The sequence below is a fragment of the Proteus sp. G2674 genome (assembly GCF_009915195.1).
Lineage (GTDB): Bacteria > Pseudomonadota > Gammaproteobacteria > Enterobacterales > Enterobacteriaceae > Proteus > Proteus mirabilis.
In genome coordinates, this window is record NZ_JAABLS010000013.1 from 41,593 (window position 1) to 60,596 (window position 19,004).

At 38.3% G+C, this 19,004-nt stretch carries 15 protein-coding genes; 3 read left to right on the top strand and 12 right to left on the bottom strand.

What is annotated here, in order from left to right; translation table 11 throughout:
- Positions 1-37: 37 nt before the first annotated feature.
- The 3 genes from GWI58_RS05410 to GWI58_RS05420 form a co-directional block, all read right to left on the bottom strand.
- A complete protein-coding gene (locus GWI58_RS05410; protein ID WP_004246855.1) occupies positions 38-1,459 on the bottom strand; it encodes an NAD(P)/FAD-dependent oxidoreductase in 1,422 nt (473 codons plus the stop codon).
- Positions 1,460-1,871: 412 nt separating this feature from the next.
- A complete protein-coding gene (gene gorA / locus GWI58_RS05415) occupies positions 1,872-3,224 on the bottom strand; it encodes a glutathione-disulfide reductase (protein ID WP_161768974.1) in 1,353 nt (450 codons plus the stop codon).
- Between the two features lie 145 nt (positions 3,225-3,369).
- Positions 3,370-4,212, bottom strand: coding sequence for a 23S rRNA (adenine(2030)-N(6))-methyltransferase RlmJ (locus GWI58_RS05420; RefSeq protein WP_004246852.1), 843 nt, complete (start codon positions 4,210-4,212; stop codon positions 3,370-3,372).
- Between the two features lie 180 nt (positions 4,213-4,392).
- Here GWI58_RS05420 and GWI58_RS05425 point away from each other — a divergent pair, with 180 nt between their 5' ends.
- From GWI58_RS05425 to GWI58_RS05435, 3 genes are all read left to right on the top strand, one after another.
- Positions 4,393-4,785 carry a DUF1090 domain-containing protein gene (locus GWI58_RS05425; RefSeq protein ID WP_004246851.1) on the top strand — a complete coding sequence of 131 codons (393 nt, stop codon included), beginning with the start codon at positions 4,393-4,395 and terminating at the stop codon, positions 4,783-4,785.
- 276 nt (positions 4,786-5,061) lie between these two features.
- Positions 5,062-6,084: an inner membrane protein YhjD gene (gene yhjD / locus GWI58_RS05430; RefSeq protein WP_004246850.1), complete on the top strand. Its 1,023-nt coding sequence runs from the start codon at positions 5,062-5,064 to the stop codon at positions 6,082-6,084.
- Positions 6,085-6,164: 80 nt separating this feature from the next.
- On the top strand, positions 6,165-6,371 hold the full coding sequence (locus GWI58_RS05435; protein WP_004246849.1) for a 2-hydroxymuconate tautomerase family protein: 207 nt from the start codon (positions 6,165-6,167) through the stop codon (positions 6,369-6,371).
- A 92-nt stretch (positions 6,372-6,463) separates the two neighbouring features.
- Here the strand turns inward: GWI58_RS05435 and GWI58_RS05440 are convergent, their stop codons facing one another.
- From GWI58_RS05440 to GWI58_RS05480, 9 genes are all read right to left on the bottom strand, one after another.
- On the bottom strand, positions 6,464-7,936 hold the full coding sequence (locus GWI58_RS05440; RefSeq protein ID WP_223293380.1) for a M16 family metallopeptidase: 1,473 nt from the start codon (positions 7,934-7,936) through the stop codon (positions 6,464-6,466).
- 212 nt (positions 7,937-8,148) lie between these two features.
- A complete protein-coding gene (locus GWI58_RS05445) occupies positions 8,149-8,859 on the bottom strand; it encodes a HAMP domain-containing protein (RefSeq protein ID WP_110229562.1) in 711 nt (236 codons plus the stop codon).
- 232 nt (positions 8,860-9,091) lie between these two features.
- The gene (locus GWI58_RS05450) at positions 9,092-10,792 is read right to left on the bottom strand and encodes a two-partner secretion domain-containing protein (RefSeq protein ID WP_161768975.1); all 1,701 of its coding nucleotides are present in this window, start codon (positions 10,790-10,792) and stop codon (positions 9,092-9,094) included.
- A gap of 126 nt (positions 10,793-10,918) precedes the next feature.
- Complete coding sequence (gene dppF, locus GWI58_RS05455; RefSeq protein ID WP_094959572.1) at positions 10,919-11,920, bottom strand: dipeptide ABC transporter ATP-binding subunit DppF; 1,002 nt, start codon at positions 11,918-11,920, stop codon at positions 10,919-10,921.
- Entirely contained in the window at positions 11,913-12,896 is a 984-nt protein-coding gene (gene dppD, locus GWI58_RS05460) for a dipeptide ABC transporter ATP-binding protein (RefSeq protein WP_094959571.1), read from the bottom strand. The genes dppF and dppD overlap by 8 nt, the downstream gene beginning before the upstream one ends.
- A 12-nt stretch (positions 12,897-12,908) precedes the next feature.
- Positions 12,909-13,811, bottom strand: coding sequence for a dipeptide ABC transporter permease DppC (gene dppC / locus GWI58_RS05465; RefSeq protein ID WP_004249100.1), 903 nt, complete (start codon positions 13,809-13,811; stop codon positions 12,909-12,911).
- 10 nt (positions 13,812-13,821) lie between these two features.
- Entirely contained in the window at positions 13,822-14,841 is a 1,020-nt protein-coding gene (dppB, locus tag GWI58_RS05470) for a dipeptide ABC transporter permease DppB (protein ID WP_004246841.1), read from the bottom strand.
- Between the two features lie 169 nt (positions 14,842-15,010).
- Positions 15,011-16,618, bottom strand: coding sequence for a dipeptide ABC transporter periplasmic-binding protein DppA (dppA, locus tag GWI58_RS05475; protein WP_004249098.1), 1,608 nt, complete (start codon positions 16,616-16,618; stop codon positions 15,011-15,013).
- A 522-nt stretch (positions 16,619-17,140) separates the two neighbouring features.
- Positions 17,141-18,823 carry a ShlB/FhaC/HecB family hemolysin secretion/activation protein gene (locus GWI58_RS05480; RefSeq protein WP_004246839.1) on the bottom strand — a complete coding sequence of 561 codons (1,683 nt, stop codon included), beginning with the start codon at positions 18,821-18,823 and terminating at the stop codon, positions 17,141-17,143.
- Between the last annotated feature and the right edge of the window lie 181 nt (positions 18,824-19,004).

Sequence of the window (19,004 nt, forward strand, 5' to 3'; positions counted from 1 at the left end):
AACTCCTTAATGTGTTTAATTACAGTAAAACAAGGGTTTACTTCTTAAAACGATCCAAACTAAACGGCGTTGGATCAATAACAGGTTTCTTGCCCATGACAATATCAGCGGTCACTTCACCCGCTGCTGGGCCTTCGGTCATACCCCACACTGTTGCCGTGTTAATCACTAAGCCTGGGTATTCTTTGACCTCAGAAATGATAGGTAATTCATCAAATGTTGGACTCACAACGGCACCCCAACGTTCAACAACTTCTGATTTTTCAAATACTGGGAATTCTGTTTTCATTCTTTGGAAAACAGCATCTAAGTGTTGCGTATTTTGTGTTGCCGTAGCAACTCGGAATTGTTCGAATGGTGTTTTTTCATCTAAATTCCAAGAGGTCGGCATTTTAAATGAATTAAATAGATCTTCACCAATAGAGAATTCCAACGGTAACTCTCCACCACCTAATAAGTGCATAAATTTAGGCCCTAGCAGGAAGCTATCTTTGACTATTGAACTCGTAAAGATACGTGGTGCAACGGCATAAGTACCATCCGCTTGCTCGCGGAAATGAATACCATTAGGTAAATGCACATTACCACGTGGTGCACCAGGAACCCCTGAAACACGTTGTTGTGATAGATATACATTGAGCGTTGGGATATCAATACCCATATTGCCCATAAATAAACGCGACCAGATACCCCCGGCGAGTACAACTTGAGACGTTTTAATCGCCCCTTTCTCACTCACCACATCAGAGATTTTACCACCCGCAGTTTCAATACCTCTTACTGCACAGTTGGTATAAATTTTCACACCGATTTGTTTGGCATAACGAGCGAGTGCAGGTGTGCCTGTTTCAGGATCAACAGAGCCTGAATCTTCTTCAAATGCAGCAACAGTCCATGGCGTTTGAGCACCTACTAAGCGATTTGATAGTTCTTCACCTTTAATGATGCGAGTATTTAATGGTGTATCAAAACCTGCCGCTTCTTTAGCTGTTTTGATCCACGCTTGAGCTTTATCTAATGCTTTTTCATCCGCCAGCGCTTCTACACGACCTTGAGTACGATAACTGGTATCCGCACCAATTTTCTCATTCATGCCACGCCATAATATTTTCCCATAATGGTGTAATGGGAAGATTTCTGGCGATGTTTGGTAACTAATAATTTGGCTGTATGCACGGCCTGATTGCTCACCGGCAATCTGACCTTTTTCTAAGATAGTGACACTCATACCACGTTCAGCAAGGTTAATAGCGGTCATGATCCCCTGAATACCGGCACCAATAATCACTACATCTGCTTCTTTAGGAAGAGCCCCTTGCGTACCTTCAACAAATGATGCTCTAGATTTAGCTTCCACAAATTTGCCGTCACGGCGAACCATTGGAACTAAAGCCGCACCACCTGCTAAAACGCCCGCAGCACCAACACCTAAAAGTAGCTTTCTCCTTGAAATGTTCATCTTTTACCTCAGTAATAGTCTTACTATTTATATTGTTATTAGATTATTTTTTAGAGGCTTTATAATATCATGTTTTATTATAATGTTAATGAATATAATAATTTGTTAATAATACTAATAAGACATAATACCATTAGAAACATTATGGTTACTTATAAAAAAAACCTATTGATAATAAAGTGGAACAAAAGAGTCGAAATAAGTATTAACTTGAATTAAAAGGAAAAGTATGTCTTAGATGGAGGTATTGATAAGAAAGGGCATAAATATTTTATTAACATTTAACGACTGATGTTGTATTTAAAGCGACCATTTATGCTGATAAAATAAATAGACTCGATAGCACGATTAGCTAAAATAAAAAGCGAATACCACTATAGTAGTACTCGCTTTTTAATTAAATGTGAAAAAATTAACGCATTGTTACAAATTCTTCCGCCGCCGTTGGGTGGATAGCAACAGTATCATCAAAATCTTTCTTCGTGGCACCCATTTTTAATGCCACTGCAAAACCTTGCAACATTTCATCCATGCCAAAGCCAATACCGTGGATACCGACAATTTTTTCTTCAGCACCCAGACAGACTAATTTCATCCGACAAGGCTGACGATGGCGTGTCACTGCACTATACATGGCAGTAAAAGAAGATTTATAGACTTTCACTTGCTCAGCGCCATATTGCTCAATAGCTTGAGGTTCCGTTAAACCCACAGTACCAATAGCTGGGTGACTAAATACCACTGTTGGAATATTAGTATAATCTAAATGTTCATTAGGTTTATTATTAAATAATCGCTCTGATAAACGACGTCCAGCGGCTACCGCAACAGGGGTTAATTCTACCGCACCTGTGTTATCACCTACGGCATAAATACCGGGCACATTGGTATTTTGGAATTTATCAACCTGAATATACCCTTTTTCATTTAGCTTAACACCCGTAGCCGCTAAATTGATATTATCTGTAGCAGGTTCACGACCAATCGCCCAAATTAAAGTATCTACCGTCTGCTCTAAGCCATTTTCAAGTTGTAACGTTAAGCTACCGTCGGCATTTTTAACCACAGCTTTAGGAACTGCATGGGTGTGTAATTTAGGCCCTTCCGCTTCCATTACTTCCACCAGCGTATCGACGATTAGTGGATCAAAACTACGTAATGGTGCATGTTTACGCACAAATAAGTGTGTTTCACTCCCTAACGCATTTAATACACCCGCTAATTCAACAGCAATATAGCCGGCACCCACAACAGCAACACGTTTTGGTAATGCGCTAAGTTCGAAGAAACCATCAGAGTTAATACCATATTCAGCCCCTGGAATGTTTGGCTGAATAGGACGGCCTCCCGTGGCGATAAGTATATTATCTGCGGTAATTTTTTCACCGTTTACTTCAATAGTATGCGCATCAACAAAACGGGCAAAGCCTTGGATAACATCAACTTTATTATTACCTAATACACGTTCATAAGATTGGTGGATACGATCAATATAAGCAGTACGGCTACTGATTAATGTATCCCAATCAAAACGGTTTACTGTAGTATCAAAACCATAATCAGGACCGTATTGATGAATTGCTTCGGCAATTTGCGCAGCATGCCACATCACTTTTTTCGGGACACAACCGACATTAACGCAAGTGCCACCTAGCGCTTTCGCTTCAATTAATGCACATTTTTGGCCATACATAGCCGCTCTATTGATTGATGCGATGCCACCACTACCGCCACCGATGGCGATATAATCGTAATGTTTGCTCATAATTGATCTAATCCATTTATCTGTAGAAAAATAGGTACCTAACAGGCTAATTCTTTCATGTAATAAAGTCTATTATGACAAATTTTATTACTTAGCAGGTTAGGTTTTCGCTTTTACAGTAATAGGTAAAACAGTAATAAATGATTTATTCTGGTACAACCCATTCAACTAATGTGTGTCCAGTACCTTCAGGAACCAAGGTTTTATGTAGCCAAGGCAAGATAGACGCCATTTGTGATGCCAATTTCCAAGGTGGGTTAATAACAATCATACCTGATGCTGTCATACCTAGTTGATCACTATCTGGTTTCACTGCCAACTCAATTTGCAGAATTTTACGAATACCGGTGGCCTCTAGCTCTTTTAGCATCCGTTTAATTTGTTGGCGATGCACAACAGGATACCAAATTGCATAGGTCCCGGTGGCGAAACGTTTATAGCCTTCCACAATGCCTTTAACAACCGCACTATAATCTTGTTTAAGTTCATAAGGTGGATCAATTAAAGCAAACCCACGACGACTGGCGGGAGGGAGTTTTGATTTTAATTGTCCAAAGCCATCTTCCCGACACACTCTCACACGTTTATCGCGGGAAAATTCCGTACGTAATAAAGGGAAATCGGTGGGATGTAATTCAGTTAGCATTAACAGATCTTGCTCACGCAATAATTTAGCAGCCAATAAAGGAGAGCCGGGATAATAACGTAACTCATCAGATGTATTTAACGAACCGACCGCCTCCAAATAAGGCAAGATAAGTTCAGGCACCTCTTCTTGTTGCCATAAGCGTGCAATGCCTTCTAAGTATTCTCCCGTGCGAGTCGCATGTGCATTGGTGAGCTGATAACGTCCAGCGCCAGCATGAGTATCCAAATAAAGAAACGGTTTTTCTTTCTCTTTTAAAGACTCAATAATCAGGGTTTGAACAATATGTTTTAATACATCGGCGTGGTTGCCAGCGTGGAAACTATGACGATAGCTCAGCATTCTTTATCTTCCGTTAGAAATGGGCATAGCAAAGTAATTAACTTACTCTGAAAAGAGTGAATAAGCTAAGTGTATCAGAAAAAGCTGAACTTCTTTATTGAAAGAAAAAGAAACATTGTGTCTTGGCAGGCAGAGGTTATGATAAATCAATATTTAACTTAAGTCAGATAAAGGAATAGAATGAAAAAATATATTTTTACTGCAATTATTCTTAGTTTAACAGCTAGTTATGCATCAGCAGAAACAGCGGTTAATGGTTGTGACATCAAAAAACAGAATATTCAACGACAAATCGACTATGCCAAAATGCATGGTAATCAATATCGAGTACAAGGCTTAGAGCGAGCACTTAATAAAGTAGAACGTTATTGCACTCCAGAAAAGGTTGTTGAAGATACCCGCCTAGAATTACGTGAAAAACAACTGGAAGTGAAAGAGCGTGAATTAGAATTAAAAGAAGCGCAACTTAAGGGAGAGCGCGATAAAATTACTAAAAGAGAAGATAAACTTGCGCAAGCAAAAGCTGAGTTGAAAGCAGCTGAAGAAGAGTTAGAGCTACTCACAAAAAAATAATGCCCCGTAAATTCCCATTATGTTAAGCCATATAATGGGAATTATTATTCATTCGAACTACCTGCTAATCATAGGTTTGCTTAGCTAAAAAGCGCATAACTGTTAAAAATATCATCATACTTAAGCCAAAGCAGACAACTCTGCTACCCTAATAGATAGCTAATGATAATAAACATTAAGTTATGTAATAAACATAACCTTATGCTATTTTTCAATAATCATTATCATAATAGTACTCAATTCTTAAGAATGGACTGATTTAATTAAAGAGGATATATGTCAGAAGAGACACAGAAAAAGGCATCCAATAAAAACACTCAACTGACTCAGCCCATTAAACATGGGTTAGAAAAAGGGCTTCATGGTGGAAAAAAAGCCATTGGTATTGGTATAAAATTCACTAATTTTGTTACCAACATTCCCTTTATTGCTCACCTTATTCGAGCGGCAGAGCGTTTTACTGACCGAATGGGAAACCAGTTTGGTGCGGCTATCACTTACTTCTCATTTTTATCATTAATTCCTGTACTAATGCTCTCTTTTGCTTGTGCAGGTTTTATTTTAGCTTCAAATCCTGATTTGTTGGCCAAATTAATCACGGGGGTTGCCAATAGTATTGATGATCCAACCTTAGCCTCAACCGTTCAACAAAGTATTGATACTGCGGTTCGTCAACGTACAACCGTAGGTTTAACAGGGTTAGCCATCGCCTTGTATTCTGGTGTTAACTGGGTCGGGAACTTACGCCAAGCCATTTTGGCTCAATCTCGCCCGATATGGGAACGTAACAAAGAAGATCAAGAAAAAATTTACTTTCGTTATTTTCGCGATTTTTTAGCCCTTATCGGTTTACTTGTTGCACTTGTTATCACTATTACACTAACCTCCGTTGCTGGCTCCGCACAAAAATTGATTGTGCATACATTAGGTTTAGATGGTATTGAATGGCTCACACCTGCTTGGACAACCATTGGTTTAACTATCTCTATTAGTGCCAATTATCTGTTATTTTTGTGGATATTGTGGATCTTACCTCGTCACCAACCTAAACGTATCTCATTATTAAAAGGAACGCTTATCGCCGCAATTGGCTTTGAGATCTTAAAGTCGGTGATGACATGGTTATTACCTAGATTAGCCAGTTCACCTTCTGGTGCAGCTTTTGGCTCTGTGATTGGTTTAATGGCTTTCTTCTACTTTTTTGCACGACTAACACTCTTTTGTGCCGCTTGGATTGCAACAGATGGACCTAATATGCGCAAAGAAAAACACAAGAGTGAAACGCAATCTATCACCTAAAATTGTAACCTCACGAGATAGGGTTAATTCCCTGCATTAACCACCTATCAAATAATGTAAAACGTAATAAGGAAAAATAAATGCCATACGTTAATATTAAAATTACCCGCGAAGGTGCAACAGCAGAACAAAAAGAACAATTAATTGCTGGGGCAACACAGCTTTTAGTGGATGTGTTAGGCAAAAATCCTGCGACAACTGTCGTCGTTATCGATGAAGTTGATACAGATAACTGGGGGATAGGTGGTAAAACAGTAACCGATTTACGTGCCAGTGCAAAAAAATAAGCTAGCGGTTTAACATATAACGATAAAAAAGCTGAAAATAGCGTTAGGCTATTTCCAGCTTTTATTTATTAAGTTAATGCCGTACTACTTATCTATTTTGTCTGTTGTGCATCTGCCTGCACCGAAGCTTTTTCACCAGTAGTTAACGATGTTTTAGCCGTGTTTGAGCTATTCGCTGTTTCTGGGTGAACTTGCTTTTCAAATTGCACTCGCAATTCACCCAAGTTTACCGTTGGCGTCTCGCTACTTTGCGTTAATACAAAAGTGATATCCTCAGATAGAATTCTCGATAACTCTTGATTTAACATCTCTTTCGTTAAACCCGCTAAAAATGCTTGGCGTAAACGCTGATATTGCTCTGGTGGAATATCAATAATATTGCTTTGCTGAGACAATAAACGCTGATTAATTAAGATAGAAGTACTTGTTTTGGCATAACGCGCAAACAATTGAGTGAGTTGAATTTGCTTTTCTTGAAGTAAATCTTGATACAATTCATCACTGACACCTTGATTACGTAATTCGCCAAGCTCTTCCCCCACCCAAGTGGCAAGTGCAGGAATATTTGCCGTTGCTGTATCAACATTTAACGAGCAACTGGCTCGTTGATATTGCACTCGACAATCGATATTCACTTGCGTACTTTCTTTTTCTTTACGCTGTTCGAGACTACGACCTAAGTGCACAAAAATCACTTCACGCGCTAAATCACTTAACCAATAACGGCTCAGTGTGTCAGAATCTTTCACTGGTGACCAATCTAGATCCCAAATAAGAGAGATTTGGTCATTTTTTCGCATGGGTTCTTGCACATACAATGTTTCTGGTTTCATATCGGCAAGAACAGGCACAGGCACAGGTGTCACGCGTTTTCCTTCAAGAGAAGAAAATGCCTGATTAATACTTTCGGTTAAGATACGATTATCAACATTACCGGCAATATATAACGTCATCATATCTGGGGTATACCAACGCTGTTGATAATCTGATAACTCTTTTGTATTTACCGAATGATTAACCGGTTTACCTGGATTATGGCCTTTTAGATTTGAGCCTTCTAGACGTGAACGCCAGATAGGATCATCAATATTAGCGGGAAAAGTCACCACCGGAAGCGGTGATTGAATCGCATTTCGAACCGCATCTTCTGTATATTGTGCCGGTTTTGCTATACCCGCCAATAATGCAAAGGCATCTTTTAATAATTCAGGCTGGTTATTGGGCAAGCTTAAGTTATAAACCGTAAAGTCATAAGAGACGATCATCGGTGGCAATGGATAATCAGGATCGAATGCATTTTTCCAAAGATTATCGCGTTTTTCTGGTGTTAATCCGGTGTTTTCTAACACATTCAGTTTTGACACCAGAGATGAAAACCCTGTTTCACTGCGCTTTTCTGATAAAGAGCCCGTATTCACTAATAAGCGAATTTGGATCCTATCATTTGGGCGTTGTGGTGTTTGTAAAATTTGCCATTGGAAACCATTTGCGAGTCGCCCTTCTTGCCAAGCAGGATCAGGCTGCAGTGCTTCAGCTTGAACCTGACAAATAGCAGCGCTGAACATAACGCTTCCCAATAAAATTCGTGTCATTGCACCCTGCATGTGAACCTCTGTTTTATTAATCCTTGGTATTAAACCACTTATGAGGTTTAACAATAAATGCCGGAAGACATGTTAGATATAAAATGTCTGTATGTTGCGTTGTCATCTTTATCACCACAGAACGCTAAAATAAAATCACTCACGTGATTAGAGTCATAGTGGTGTAAGAAGGTTCAGATATCTGACTCTTTTTGATCAGATTTTTGTTGATTATATCCTTTAATCAGCAAACCAATCTCATCATCACGATGAGATTCTGAACACGACAACATCGAAACCTGATTACTTTTATTAAGAGTCACAGCAATGTGGCGCAACGGTTTTACCATAATACGATTAATACACCAGCTAATTGCAATAGTGAGGATAAGACCCATTAATAAATAAGTCGTCAACATCAGTGCGACAGTATTACTCGCAAAACGATAAAAACGGTTAGTATCTGCCTGTAAAATAAGATGACTGGTATAGGCTTTATCGTCAGCGGAGGTAATACCTAAAGGCTGTAAAGGGATAGTCACTTCAACAGGGATGCCAAACAGCCAACGTGAAAATTGAGAAACTGATTTTTTCGGTGCAAAATCTAAGTTCATCACCTGAACATTTTCGGGTTGTGTCACAATCGCTTTACCCAGTACCCCGGTCGTTTTTAAACTAATGATCAGTTGTTTGGCATCATTTAAATCTGAACGCAATAGCGCATCAGCTAGCGGTTGTTGTATACTGACTGCCGCATTAAATAGCTGATTTTGATAATCTTCTCGGCGTTGATCAATCAAATAAACAAGCTGAATACTAATAAAAATAGCAATAGTCACCAACGTGACACCTGCAACAGCAGCCATCTGTTTAATTGTTAGTGAACGTTTGAGATGAGGTTTCATCAGTGCTATTTCCAGTAACCATGCTTGAACAACGGTGATTATACTGTATTTTTTCGATTATGTATCACAATCAATAAAGAAAAAACACACTAAAGCCTGCATCTCTACTCAGGTTAAAATCAATAAAAAGAATTATCTGGCTATAAACACAAATAACCAGATAATATTCATCTTTTTTAGATGATAATTTTATTACTCTTTTAATTGTTATTATTAAATATCATCATTTAAATTATTTAATTTCATGTGGGTTAATATCGAAAATAGCCTTATCATTCTCGGTTATCTTGTTAGCGAACTTAAATAAGTTATATTCATTAATTAAAAAAGGTTTAAACTGACCTTTAATATTAATTTCATTATCAGCTATCAAATCTATATAAGTTTTACTTAATCCATCATCTGAAAGAGTTTCTTTAAATTTAACATCTGTTATATTTATGTTGTCTCCATGTGCAAAAATCTGACCAAAACCAAGTATAGATAGTTTATTTAAATTAATATCATTAAGCTTATTTTTATTTAAGCTATTATCGTCGTTACCATCTCCTATCGGAATATTTCGATAACCTAAAAATCTGATACTGCTATTTCTCAGACCAAATCCACCCGAGTAGTTATTATCTTGATGGGCATTAAATGAGACACCAGAATTTCTGACATAAGAAGTTGTTTTATCAATATCAACATTAATATTTCTCGCATTAAATAAAACTTCGCTATTTATAATAGCTAGTATACCTTTAAAGTTAATATTGTCACTTTCTATATACTGAAGTGCTGTTCCTATTTCTTTACCTTCAGCCTCCAACTTTCTTTTTTCTGCTTGTTTAGCTTCATCGATTTTAAGAACAGCACTCTGGATCTTGTTATATTCTGCTTGCTGTTGATCAGCAACTCTCCTAGCTTCAGTAGCTAGTTTTCTTATTTTCTTTAGTTTATTTTTATGTATATATATATTATTAGGATCTAACTCCATTATTTTTTCTTCTAATGCCTCTAATTCTAATGCTATTTCAGCTGATTTTTTTGTATCTCTTTCAAGTAAATATAACTTCATAGATGCTAACATGAACATTAGATCTACTTCATTATATGCTCTAAATTCATTTTCTTTATTAATAATTGCGAATATTGATTTTTCATTAGCATTAATTTCTTTATTACGAATAATATTGATTTTTTTAGTGATTAGATTTCCATCAAGATTAAAAACGCCACCCTGTAAAGAGAAAAGATCCGTTTTTAATGAACTATTTTCTAAAATAGAGAGACCTTCTTGGTTATCTTTAGATAGTACTTTTTCTTGTTCACCTTTCCAAACATAACCAACAAAACTAACCATTTCATAGCCATTGATCACATTAAACAATGGGATTTTATTTTTACCCAATATATTAATACGATTAGAAAAAACATTGATCGTTTGTTTTTCATTGGCATTATTAATATTATTTAGATTAACATAACCATCTGATAAGTAAAATTTTTCGCCTCTAATGCTATCTAATTTCCCTGAAATTAACATCACCTTATCTGAACCTGAAAATTGACACCCGTAGCAATCAATTCCATTTGGATTGGCGATAATCAAATCTGCATTTTGTCCTAAAACAGAGATTTTCCCCTCTAATGAACTCGTTTTTTTTGAAGTTACTTCGTTAAGAATAACTTTTGCTTTTACTTCGCTATTATCAATATGAACGCCTTCTTTTCCAACATTAAATTGTTCAAAATAGTTAACTGATAAATTTATATCGTTTGCTTTATTGATAGAAATAGTTTCTGAACCATCTCCATTCTTGCTCACTGTTGTTTTTTCAGGTTTTCCTGCATCTACAATAACGTTATTGGCTACTGCACTATTATGCATAAAAGCAAATGAAATAGAGATGACTAGAAGATTTAATAATGGCAATTTTTTATAAAACATAACGTCCCTTTTATTTAGTAAATTTAAAGGGAGACTAAATAATAAGAAACGCTAGTCATATAAAAATAAGAACAACATATAATATCATTGTTCTTATTTTATAAATTCTATCTATCAACCTATTGATTAAAACTGGCCATGATCTTGCTCTACGGCAAAACAAGCAATCAACTGCCCATGATACTCTTTTAAAGTCGGTTGTAATTGTGTACACATTCCAAATGCGCGCCGACAACGAGCAGCAAAAGCACATCCTGGTGGTGGATTTAACGGACTAGGTAATTCACCCGTTAATTTAATTCTCTCTCGCCTTAATGTCGGTGTTAATCTTGGTGTTGCTGATAATAACGCTTGGGTGTAAGGATGTTGTGGGTTTTCAAATATCTGTGTTTTAGTGCCCTTTTCAACACAGCGCCCTAAATACATCACCACCACTTCATCTGCAATATGTTCAACAACGGAAAGATCATGGGAAATAAAAACATAAGAAAGTCCCATTTCTTGCTGGAGATCCATCATTAAATTAAGCACCTGAGCTCGCACAGAAACATCTAGGGCAGATACAGGCTCATCAGCAACCACAATATCAGGTTCAAGCATTAAACCACGGGCGATAGCAATACGTTGGCGTTGTCCTCCTGAAAACATATGCGGGTAACGACTATAGTGCTCAGCCTTTAAACCTACTTTCGCCATCATAGAAAGTACTTTTTCTTTACGATCTTGTGCACTTAACGTGGTATTAATTAATAGAGGCTCTTCTAATATTTGCCCCACTTTCTTGCGTGGATTTAATGATCCATAAGGATTTTGAAAGACAATTTGGATCTTTTGGCGCCGTAATTTTTCCGCTGATTTATCTTTAACTAATAAATTTTGCCCTTGATATGAAAGCTCTCCTGAGGTTGGTACTTCAATCATCGTTAATAATCGACCTAAGGTAGACTTACCACAGCCAGACTCCCCAACCACGGCTAACGTTTTTCCTCGCTCGAGCTCAAAAGAGACGCCATCTAGTGCCTTAACGGTTTTTTCCTTTGTAAAAAGTCCACCTTTAACGCTGTAATATTTGGCAAGATTAACCGCTTTTAATAAAGGCACTGCAGTATTCGGATTAACATTAGCCATATGTTGGTCTCCCTGTATCATCCAATGGTGTATGACATTTCACTCGATGTTTACCTATCTCTTTCAATTCGGGCTCTATTTGAAAACAAGTATCCTGTGCATAGGGGCAACGAGGATTAAGTAAGCATCCCATCGGTCTATCATAACGTCCCGGAACCACGCCCGGTAATGACTCAAGCCTAGCTTTATCACTCGCAAATTCAGGTAATGCTTTTAATAAAGCTTGGGTATAAGGATGGCGAGGCGCTTTGAAAATTTCTGTTGCGAAGCCTGATTCAACAACTTGCCCTGCATACATCACAATAATGGTATCTGCAGCTTCTGCGACTAATGCCAAATCATGAGTAATTAACACTAACGCCATATTTTCTTGTTTTTGTAATTCAAGTAATAGCTCGATAATTTGCGCTTGAATGGTGACATCAAGCGCAGTGGTTGGCTCATCAGCAATCAATAATTTAGGTTGGCAAGCAATTGCCATCGCAATCATTACCCTTTGGCTCATTCCACCCGACAGTTGATGAGGATAAACATTTAAACGTGATGCGGGATCAGGAATACCCACCAGCGTTAATAGATCAATCGCCCGCTGTTTACGCGTACGATGACTTCCTCCTTGATGAACTTTGAGGGCCTCCATAATTTGATAACCGACCGTAAAACAAGGGTTAAGGCTTGTCATCGGATCTTGAAATATCATGGCAACCTCAGCACCAACCAAATCACGACGTTCAGATTCAGAAATTTGCATTAGATCACGTCCATCAAATTGTAAGGCTTGTGCTGATACTCGACCGGGAAAATCAATAAGTCCCATAATCGCTAATGAACTGACTGATTTCCCTGAGCCTGACTCGCCAACAATGCCCACCACTTGACCTTCTTCTACTTGATAACTGATCCGGTCTACCGCTTTAAACGGAGTATCTTCATCACCAAAGTGAACTGATAATTGATTTATATTTAATAACGCCATGCTCTTACTCCGTTACTGCTTTAATTTTGGATCGAGTGCATCTCGTAGACCGTCACCCATTAAGTTAAAGGCTAAAACCGTCAACAAAATAGCTAACCCCGGAAAAGTCACTACCCACCATGCACTTTGGGTAAATTGCAGCACATCAGATAACATAGTTCCCCATTCTGGTGTCGGTGGCTGTGCGCCCATTCCCAAAAAACCTAAGGCAGCCATATCTAAGATGGCATTAGAAAAACCTAAAGAGGCTTGCACAATTAAAGGAGCAAGGCAGTTAGGCAAGATATTGATAAACATTTGGCGTATAGAGCCTGCTCCCGCAACACGAGACGCCACAACATAATCACGGTTAATTTCTGTTAACACTGCCGCACGCGTCAGTCGAACATAATGAGGTAGGGCAACAAAGGTTAAAGCGATTGAAGCATTAATAATCGAAGGCCCAAAAATAGCCACTAACACTAATGCTAATAAAAGACTGGGTAATGCCAGCATAATATCGACTACGCGCATAATGGCGATATCAACGATGCCACCAAAATAGCCAGCCATTAAACCTAAAATAATGCCTAAAATCAGCGAAAGTATAACGACAATGCAACCAACGAGTAATGAAAGGCGCGCACCATACATTAAGCGAGAGAGAATATCCCGCCCAACATCATCAGTGCCTAAAATAAAACTCCAGCTTCCTCCTTCTTGCCATACTGGGGGCGTTAGAAGAAACTCACGAAACTGCTCATTGGGTGCATGAGGCGCTAAAACGCCTGCAAGGGCAGCTATCAACAGCATAATGACAATATAAATTAAGCCAACAACCGCCCCTTTATTTTGTTTGAAATAGTGCCAAAACTCTTGAAAGGGGGTCATTGGCACCGGTGCACTAATGACCGGTGTTACGTTATTTTCAGCCATGATGCACTCCTTATTTCTTATGACGGATACGTGGGTTAACAATGCCATATAGCACATCCACTAATAGATTCACGAAAATGATCATAGTGGCAATGAGCAATACTCCCCCTTGAACAACAGGGTAGTCTCGACGTTGTAGAGCATCAATTAACCAGCGACCTAACCCCGGCCATGAAAAAATAGTTTCTGTCAGTATCGCTCCGGCTAGCATCGTACCAACTTGTAAACCAATCACCGTCACAACAGGTAACATTGCGTTACGTAATGCATGGATCAAAATCACTCGTGCACGACTTAATCCTTTTGCTCTGGCAGTGCGAATATAATCTTCTCCCAATACTTCCAACATTGCCGAACGCGTCATGCGCACAATAACCGCTAATGGAATAGTCCCAAGCACAATGGCCGGTAAAATAATATGGTGTAGCGCATCGAGAAAATCACCTTCTTCCCCCCAAAAGAGCGTATCAATCAACATAAATCCCGTTAGTGGATAGCTATCATCTAGAAAGACACTATCCGCCAATCGGCCTGATACAGGTGTTAGATCAAGCTTCACTGAAACGAGCATAATCAGCATGATCCCCCACCAGAAGATAGGCATAGAATATCCTGCAAGTGACACACTGATTGCCGTATGATCAAAAATAGAACCTCGTTTTACTGCCGCAAGCACCCCAACGGGAATGCCCACTGAAACAGCAAAAATCATGGCACAAATACCTAGCTCTAAGGTTGCTTTAAATCGTGGCAAAAATTCATCCCAGACAGGAATACGACTTTTTAGTGAAATACCTAAATCACCGTGCATAATGCCGTTAAGGTAATTTAAATATTGTTGCCATAGTGGTTTATCTAGTCCTAATTCCGCCATTAAATAAGCGTGACGCTCTGGTGATAACCCACGCTCTCCCGCCATAATCATGACCGGATCACCCGGAATAAGATGGACAAAAATAAAGGTTAATAACGTAATTCCGATAAACGTTGGGATCACGAGCCCCAAACGCTGAAGGATAAATTGCAGCATATCCTAATTCTCTTTTTACACATCAGCTAAAAGATAGCGCTGATAAATCAGGGGAAAGCCCCTGCGCTCACAGTGTACTGAATGTATTGATTATTATTGGATAGCGGTACTTCTCTAAACGCTCAGAGAAGTACCGTGGTAAAGATAACTCAGCTCGTTAATATCACGACTATTTTAGAGAGACATTATTAAAGTGGTGTTTACCTAATGGGTCGACCACATAGTTCTCTACTTTTTTACTGATTGGTTCATATACCGTGGAGTGAGCAATAATCAGTGCTGGCGCTTGGTCATGCATCACCACTTGAGCTTGTTTATATAACTCAACACGCTTATCGTGATCTGCCGTGATCCGCGCAGGCTGGATCAGATCTTCAAACGGCTTATAACACCATTTCGAGTAATTAGAGCCTTGCTCTTTCGCAGCACAACTAAACAGTGTGGCAAAAAAGTTATCAGGATCACCGTTATCTCCCGTCCAGCCCATCATCACAGCCTGGTGTTCACCTGATTTAGCACGTTTCAGATATTCACCCCACTCATAACTGACGATCTTGGTTTTCACACCAATTTTTTCCCAGTCAGCTTGTACCATTTCAGCCATACGGCGGGCATTAGGGTTATATGGCCGTTGCACAGGCATCGCCCATAAATCGATAGTAAAGCCATCTGCAAGGCCAGCCTCTTTTAGCAATGCTTTGGCTTTTTCCGGGTTATATTCATAATCAACGATATCATCGTTATAACCCCACATTGTCGGTGGAATAAGATTCTTCGCTTTCTGGCCTGCACCTTGATAGACAGCTTCAATAATGGCGTCTTTATTCACCGCCATACTTAATGCTTGACGTACTTTTTGGTTATCAAGCGGTTTTTTCTCCACATTAAAAGAGATATACCCCACGTTTAATCCGGGTTGTTCCAGTAGCTGGATATCTTTATTTTGTTTCATCTTGGCGATATCAGCAGGATTTGGGTAAGGCATTGCCTGACATTCGTTCTTTTGTAATTTGGCATAACGAACTGAGGCATCTGGCGTAATAGAGAAAACTAAACGATCTATATCAGGTTTTTTCCCCCAATATTTATCATTCGCTTTATAAAGAATACGTGAGTCTTTTTGATATTGTTGCAGTTGGAAAGGTCCCGTACCAATAGGATTGAGATCCACTTTCTCAGGAGTCCCTGCTTTCATCATATTATCTGCATACTCGGCAGAAAGAATAGATGCGAAGTCCATTGCCATATCAGCCAAGAAAGGCGCTTCTGAACGGGTAAGTACAAAACGAACCGTATTGTCATCCACTTTTTCGATCTTCTCGATCATGTTATTCATATCCATCCCAGTGAAATATTCATAACTTCCACCAGAGACTTTATGATAAGGATGATTTGGGTCCATTTGACGCATAAATGTATATATCACATCATCTGCGTTAAATTCACGAGTGGGCTTAAACTCTTTGTTGCTATGCCAACTAACCCCTTTACGTAAATGGAAAGTATACACCTTACCATCATCGCTCACTTCCCAACTTTCAGCTAAGCCGGGAGTAATTTCAGTGGTGCCGAGTTTAAACTCAACTAAGCGATCATAAAGCGGTACTGAGCTTGCGTCATAAGTCGTACCTGAGGTAAATAGTTGGGGGTTAAATCCTTCCGGTGAGCCTTCTGAACAGTACACTAATGTTTTCGCTTGCACACCTGCTGAAATAGCCAAAGCGAGTAAGCCGATTGTAGCGGTTAGCAACCCTGTCTGTTTTTTGGAGCTTCTCATCATTATTCTCCGTCATTATTCTGTTGTGTTTTTTGGTTTCCTGTTTAAAAACGGAATACCTTTTTATTTTGTCATTGTTCAATTAACCAACTGTATTCGTTTCCGTCAATAAGGGGCTTTACGCCAAAATGAACAAGTTGCAAACATAAACAAAACAAATACCAAACAATTACAGGATAAAAATTGGACAAATTGATTTAATGGTAGAGAATTAAACCACACATTAAGTAAGTCTTAAGTTAAATGACTATTTTAAAAAAAACGATATTTTGTGATTGAACGCTTAAATATTAAACGAATATATTGAAATGAAACAAAGAAGTGGGTGGTTTATTCTGTTAGTAGCGAAGAATAACACCAGTATATAGAAGATAATCAGCGCAATACTCCGTTAATCCAAAGAGAGAAAAATACCTTTTTCTCTCTTTGACTACTAGTATGCTATATAAGCCAATAATCTATAGTTATTTATTAAATAATTTATAAAAACAGTAGTAAAAAATATAAAATAAATCACCATAATCAGAAGTTAAATTGGGTATTAAAATTAAACTGCGATCCTGTTGCTTCTCGACTAGAAGGGGCTGATAACGGTATGCTCCATACTAACTGATAACTTAGTTTCTTAAAGCTACCTTCTAATCCTATTGCCGCACCAACTAAATATTTATTTTTATTATAAAAAATATTTTTTCTATCTTCTGAAACGGAACCATAATCTATGGCGGAAAATAGCATTTGGTTATTCAAGGGTGTAAGCCAAGTAACCTTATGCCGGGAAACAAACTGATTGGCATCAGAATAACCTTTGCCGGACTCAAAACCATACACGCTATACAGACCACCAATGGTTGCTTTATCAAGTAATCCATCAATATCTGAGCGAGTCAGTTGAAATATCATTTCTGGTTGATAAAAAAATTGCTGTGAAGTGATTTTAAAAGGAATTAATGCATCAAAATTAAGATTAAAAATGGGTACACCATTAAGGGAATCTATTGGTGATAGTCTTGCGCCAGGAATAAAAACACTCTGCTTATAATGAAATTTTGTATTAAGGAAACCCCCTCTCATAAAGCGATAATTTTGCTCAATACCCGCATTAATATAAGGACTGCGACGCTCATGGACTGATAAGCGATAGCCTGACACTTCATTGCGATAAGTGTAATATTGTATTCCACCACTTAAAGTCACCGTACGCTGTGTTGAAGGTCTAAATTGGCGCTGGATCTCAAAAGAAAGAAGCTGTTGACGCGTTTTTTGTAACTCTTTTGTCACTTCAGAGACTCTCATTTTTGAACCAATATCATAACCAAATAATGTCGCACGCCAATAATGATAAGGTACTTGCCATAAAAAGATCTGCTTTTTGATGCCTCTTGATTTTAAGGTATCGAGTTGACTTGAAAGAATAACCATTAAAGTATCGTTAAGTTGCGCTAGATTACCAAAGCTTAGCCTTGTAGTGCCAAATAGATCTCCGTAAATTTTCTGCTCCTTATTATCAATCGATACCGAGCCTGCCATTGTCCTTTTCCCCACTTGAGAAAGAGAAATAATGGATTCATGTTCTTTTGACGAGGGTTCTATCTGAATTTTGACATTACTATTAGGACGGGATCTGAAATTGTCAGCCCCCTGTTCAATATCTTTAACGTTTAAAACATCACCTTTTTTGACAGGCACTGCCTGTGAAATCAAATAGCGTTTATCTGTCGGGGCTTCGGAAACAATGTCTTGCACTCTCCCGACATTTAATGTGATATCCAATACCTCGTCATCGGCATAAAGATCAACTTTACCCACCTCACTGGTCACATAACCTGCATCATAAAGCAGCGCATTCAGAATATTGATATCTTGTTCTAACAATGCCTGTGACTGACAATGCCCAACTAATTCAGCTTGCCATTTTGCCACTTGGCGTTGCAGTGATGGGGAAGAAAACTCATCGAGATGATGGAGTTTTACCTGTTTGATTGAAAAACAATGTACAGAAGGTGTGATAAATTCCCTTTTATTTTGTGGCGCTAAGTTCACTAAAGAGACATTGTCATTTTGTTGTAGTAATTGATCTCTAAGTTGTGTTTCTGTCGGTAAATCTACTGGTACAGGGGGATCGATATGACTTTCATTCGCTACAGAAAAAAAAGCACAACACCATAAAATACAATAGATTAAAATAGACAACTCAATACGCATTCAATTTACACTCTTATCACCGGAAATAGGAGTGCTATGTATATGTAAAGAGAAACAAAAAAGATTTATAAAAACCGTCTTTTTACTCTGACTTACCTACACAGTTACCAATAATGCAACTATGTCGACTTATCAGATCAGAGAGTAAAAAATCATAAGCGATTATTTATAAAGAGATGCC

Coding starts and splice junctions, on each gene's coding strand:
- GWI58_RS05410 (WP_004246855.1), bottom strand. CDS start 1,459: ATGAACATTTCAAGGAGAAAGCTACTTTTAGGTGTTGGTGCTGCGGGC.
- gorA (WP_161768974.1), bottom strand. CDS start 3,224: ATGAGCAAACATTACGATTATATCGCCATCGGTGGCGGTAGTGGTGGC.
- GWI58_RS05420 (WP_004246852.1), bottom strand. CDS start 4,212: ATGCTGAGCTATCGTCATAGTTTCCACGCTGGCAACCACGCCGATGTA.
- GWI58_RS05425 (WP_004246851.1), top strand. CDS start 4,393: ATGAAAAAATATATTTTTACTGCAATTATTCTTAGTTTAACAGCTAGT.
- yhjD (WP_004246850.1), top strand. CDS start 5,062: ATGTCAGAAGAGACACAGAAAAAGGCATCCAATAAAAACACTCAACTG.
- GWI58_RS05435 (WP_004246849.1), top strand. CDS start 6,165: ATGCCATACGTTAATATTAAAATTACCCGCGAAGGTGCAACAGCAGAA.
- GWI58_RS05440 (WP_223293380.1), bottom strand. CDS start 7,936: ATGTTCAGCGCTGCTATTTGTCAGGTTCAAGCTGAAGCACTGCAGCCT.
- GWI58_RS05445 (WP_110229562.1), bottom strand. CDS start 8,859: ATGAAACCTCATCTCAAACGTTCACTAACAATTAAACAGATGGCTGCT.
- GWI58_RS05450 (WP_161768975.1), bottom strand. CDS start 10,792: ATGTTTTATAAAAAATTGCCATTATTAAATCTTCTAGTCATCTCTATT.
- dppF (WP_094959572.1), bottom strand. CDS start 11,920: ATGGCTAATGTTAATCCGAATACTGCAGTGCCTTTATTAAAAGCGGTT.
- dppD (WP_094959571.1), bottom strand. CDS start 12,896: ATGGCGTTATTAAATATAAATCAATTATCAGTTCACTTTGGTGATGAA.
- dppC (WP_004249100.1), bottom strand. CDS start 13,811: ATGGCTGAAAATAACGTAACACCGGTCATTAGTGCACCGGTGCCAATG.
- dppB (WP_004246841.1), bottom strand. CDS start 14,841: ATGCTGCAATTTATCCTTCAGCGTTTGGGGCTCGTGATCCCAACGTTT.
- dppA (WP_004249098.1), bottom strand. CDS start 16,618: ATGAGAAGCTCCAAAAAACAGACAGGGTTGCTAACCGCTACAATCGGC.
- GWI58_RS05480 (WP_004246839.1), bottom strand. CDS start 18,823: ATGCGTATTGAGTTGTCTATTTTAATCTATTGTATTTTATGGTGTTGT.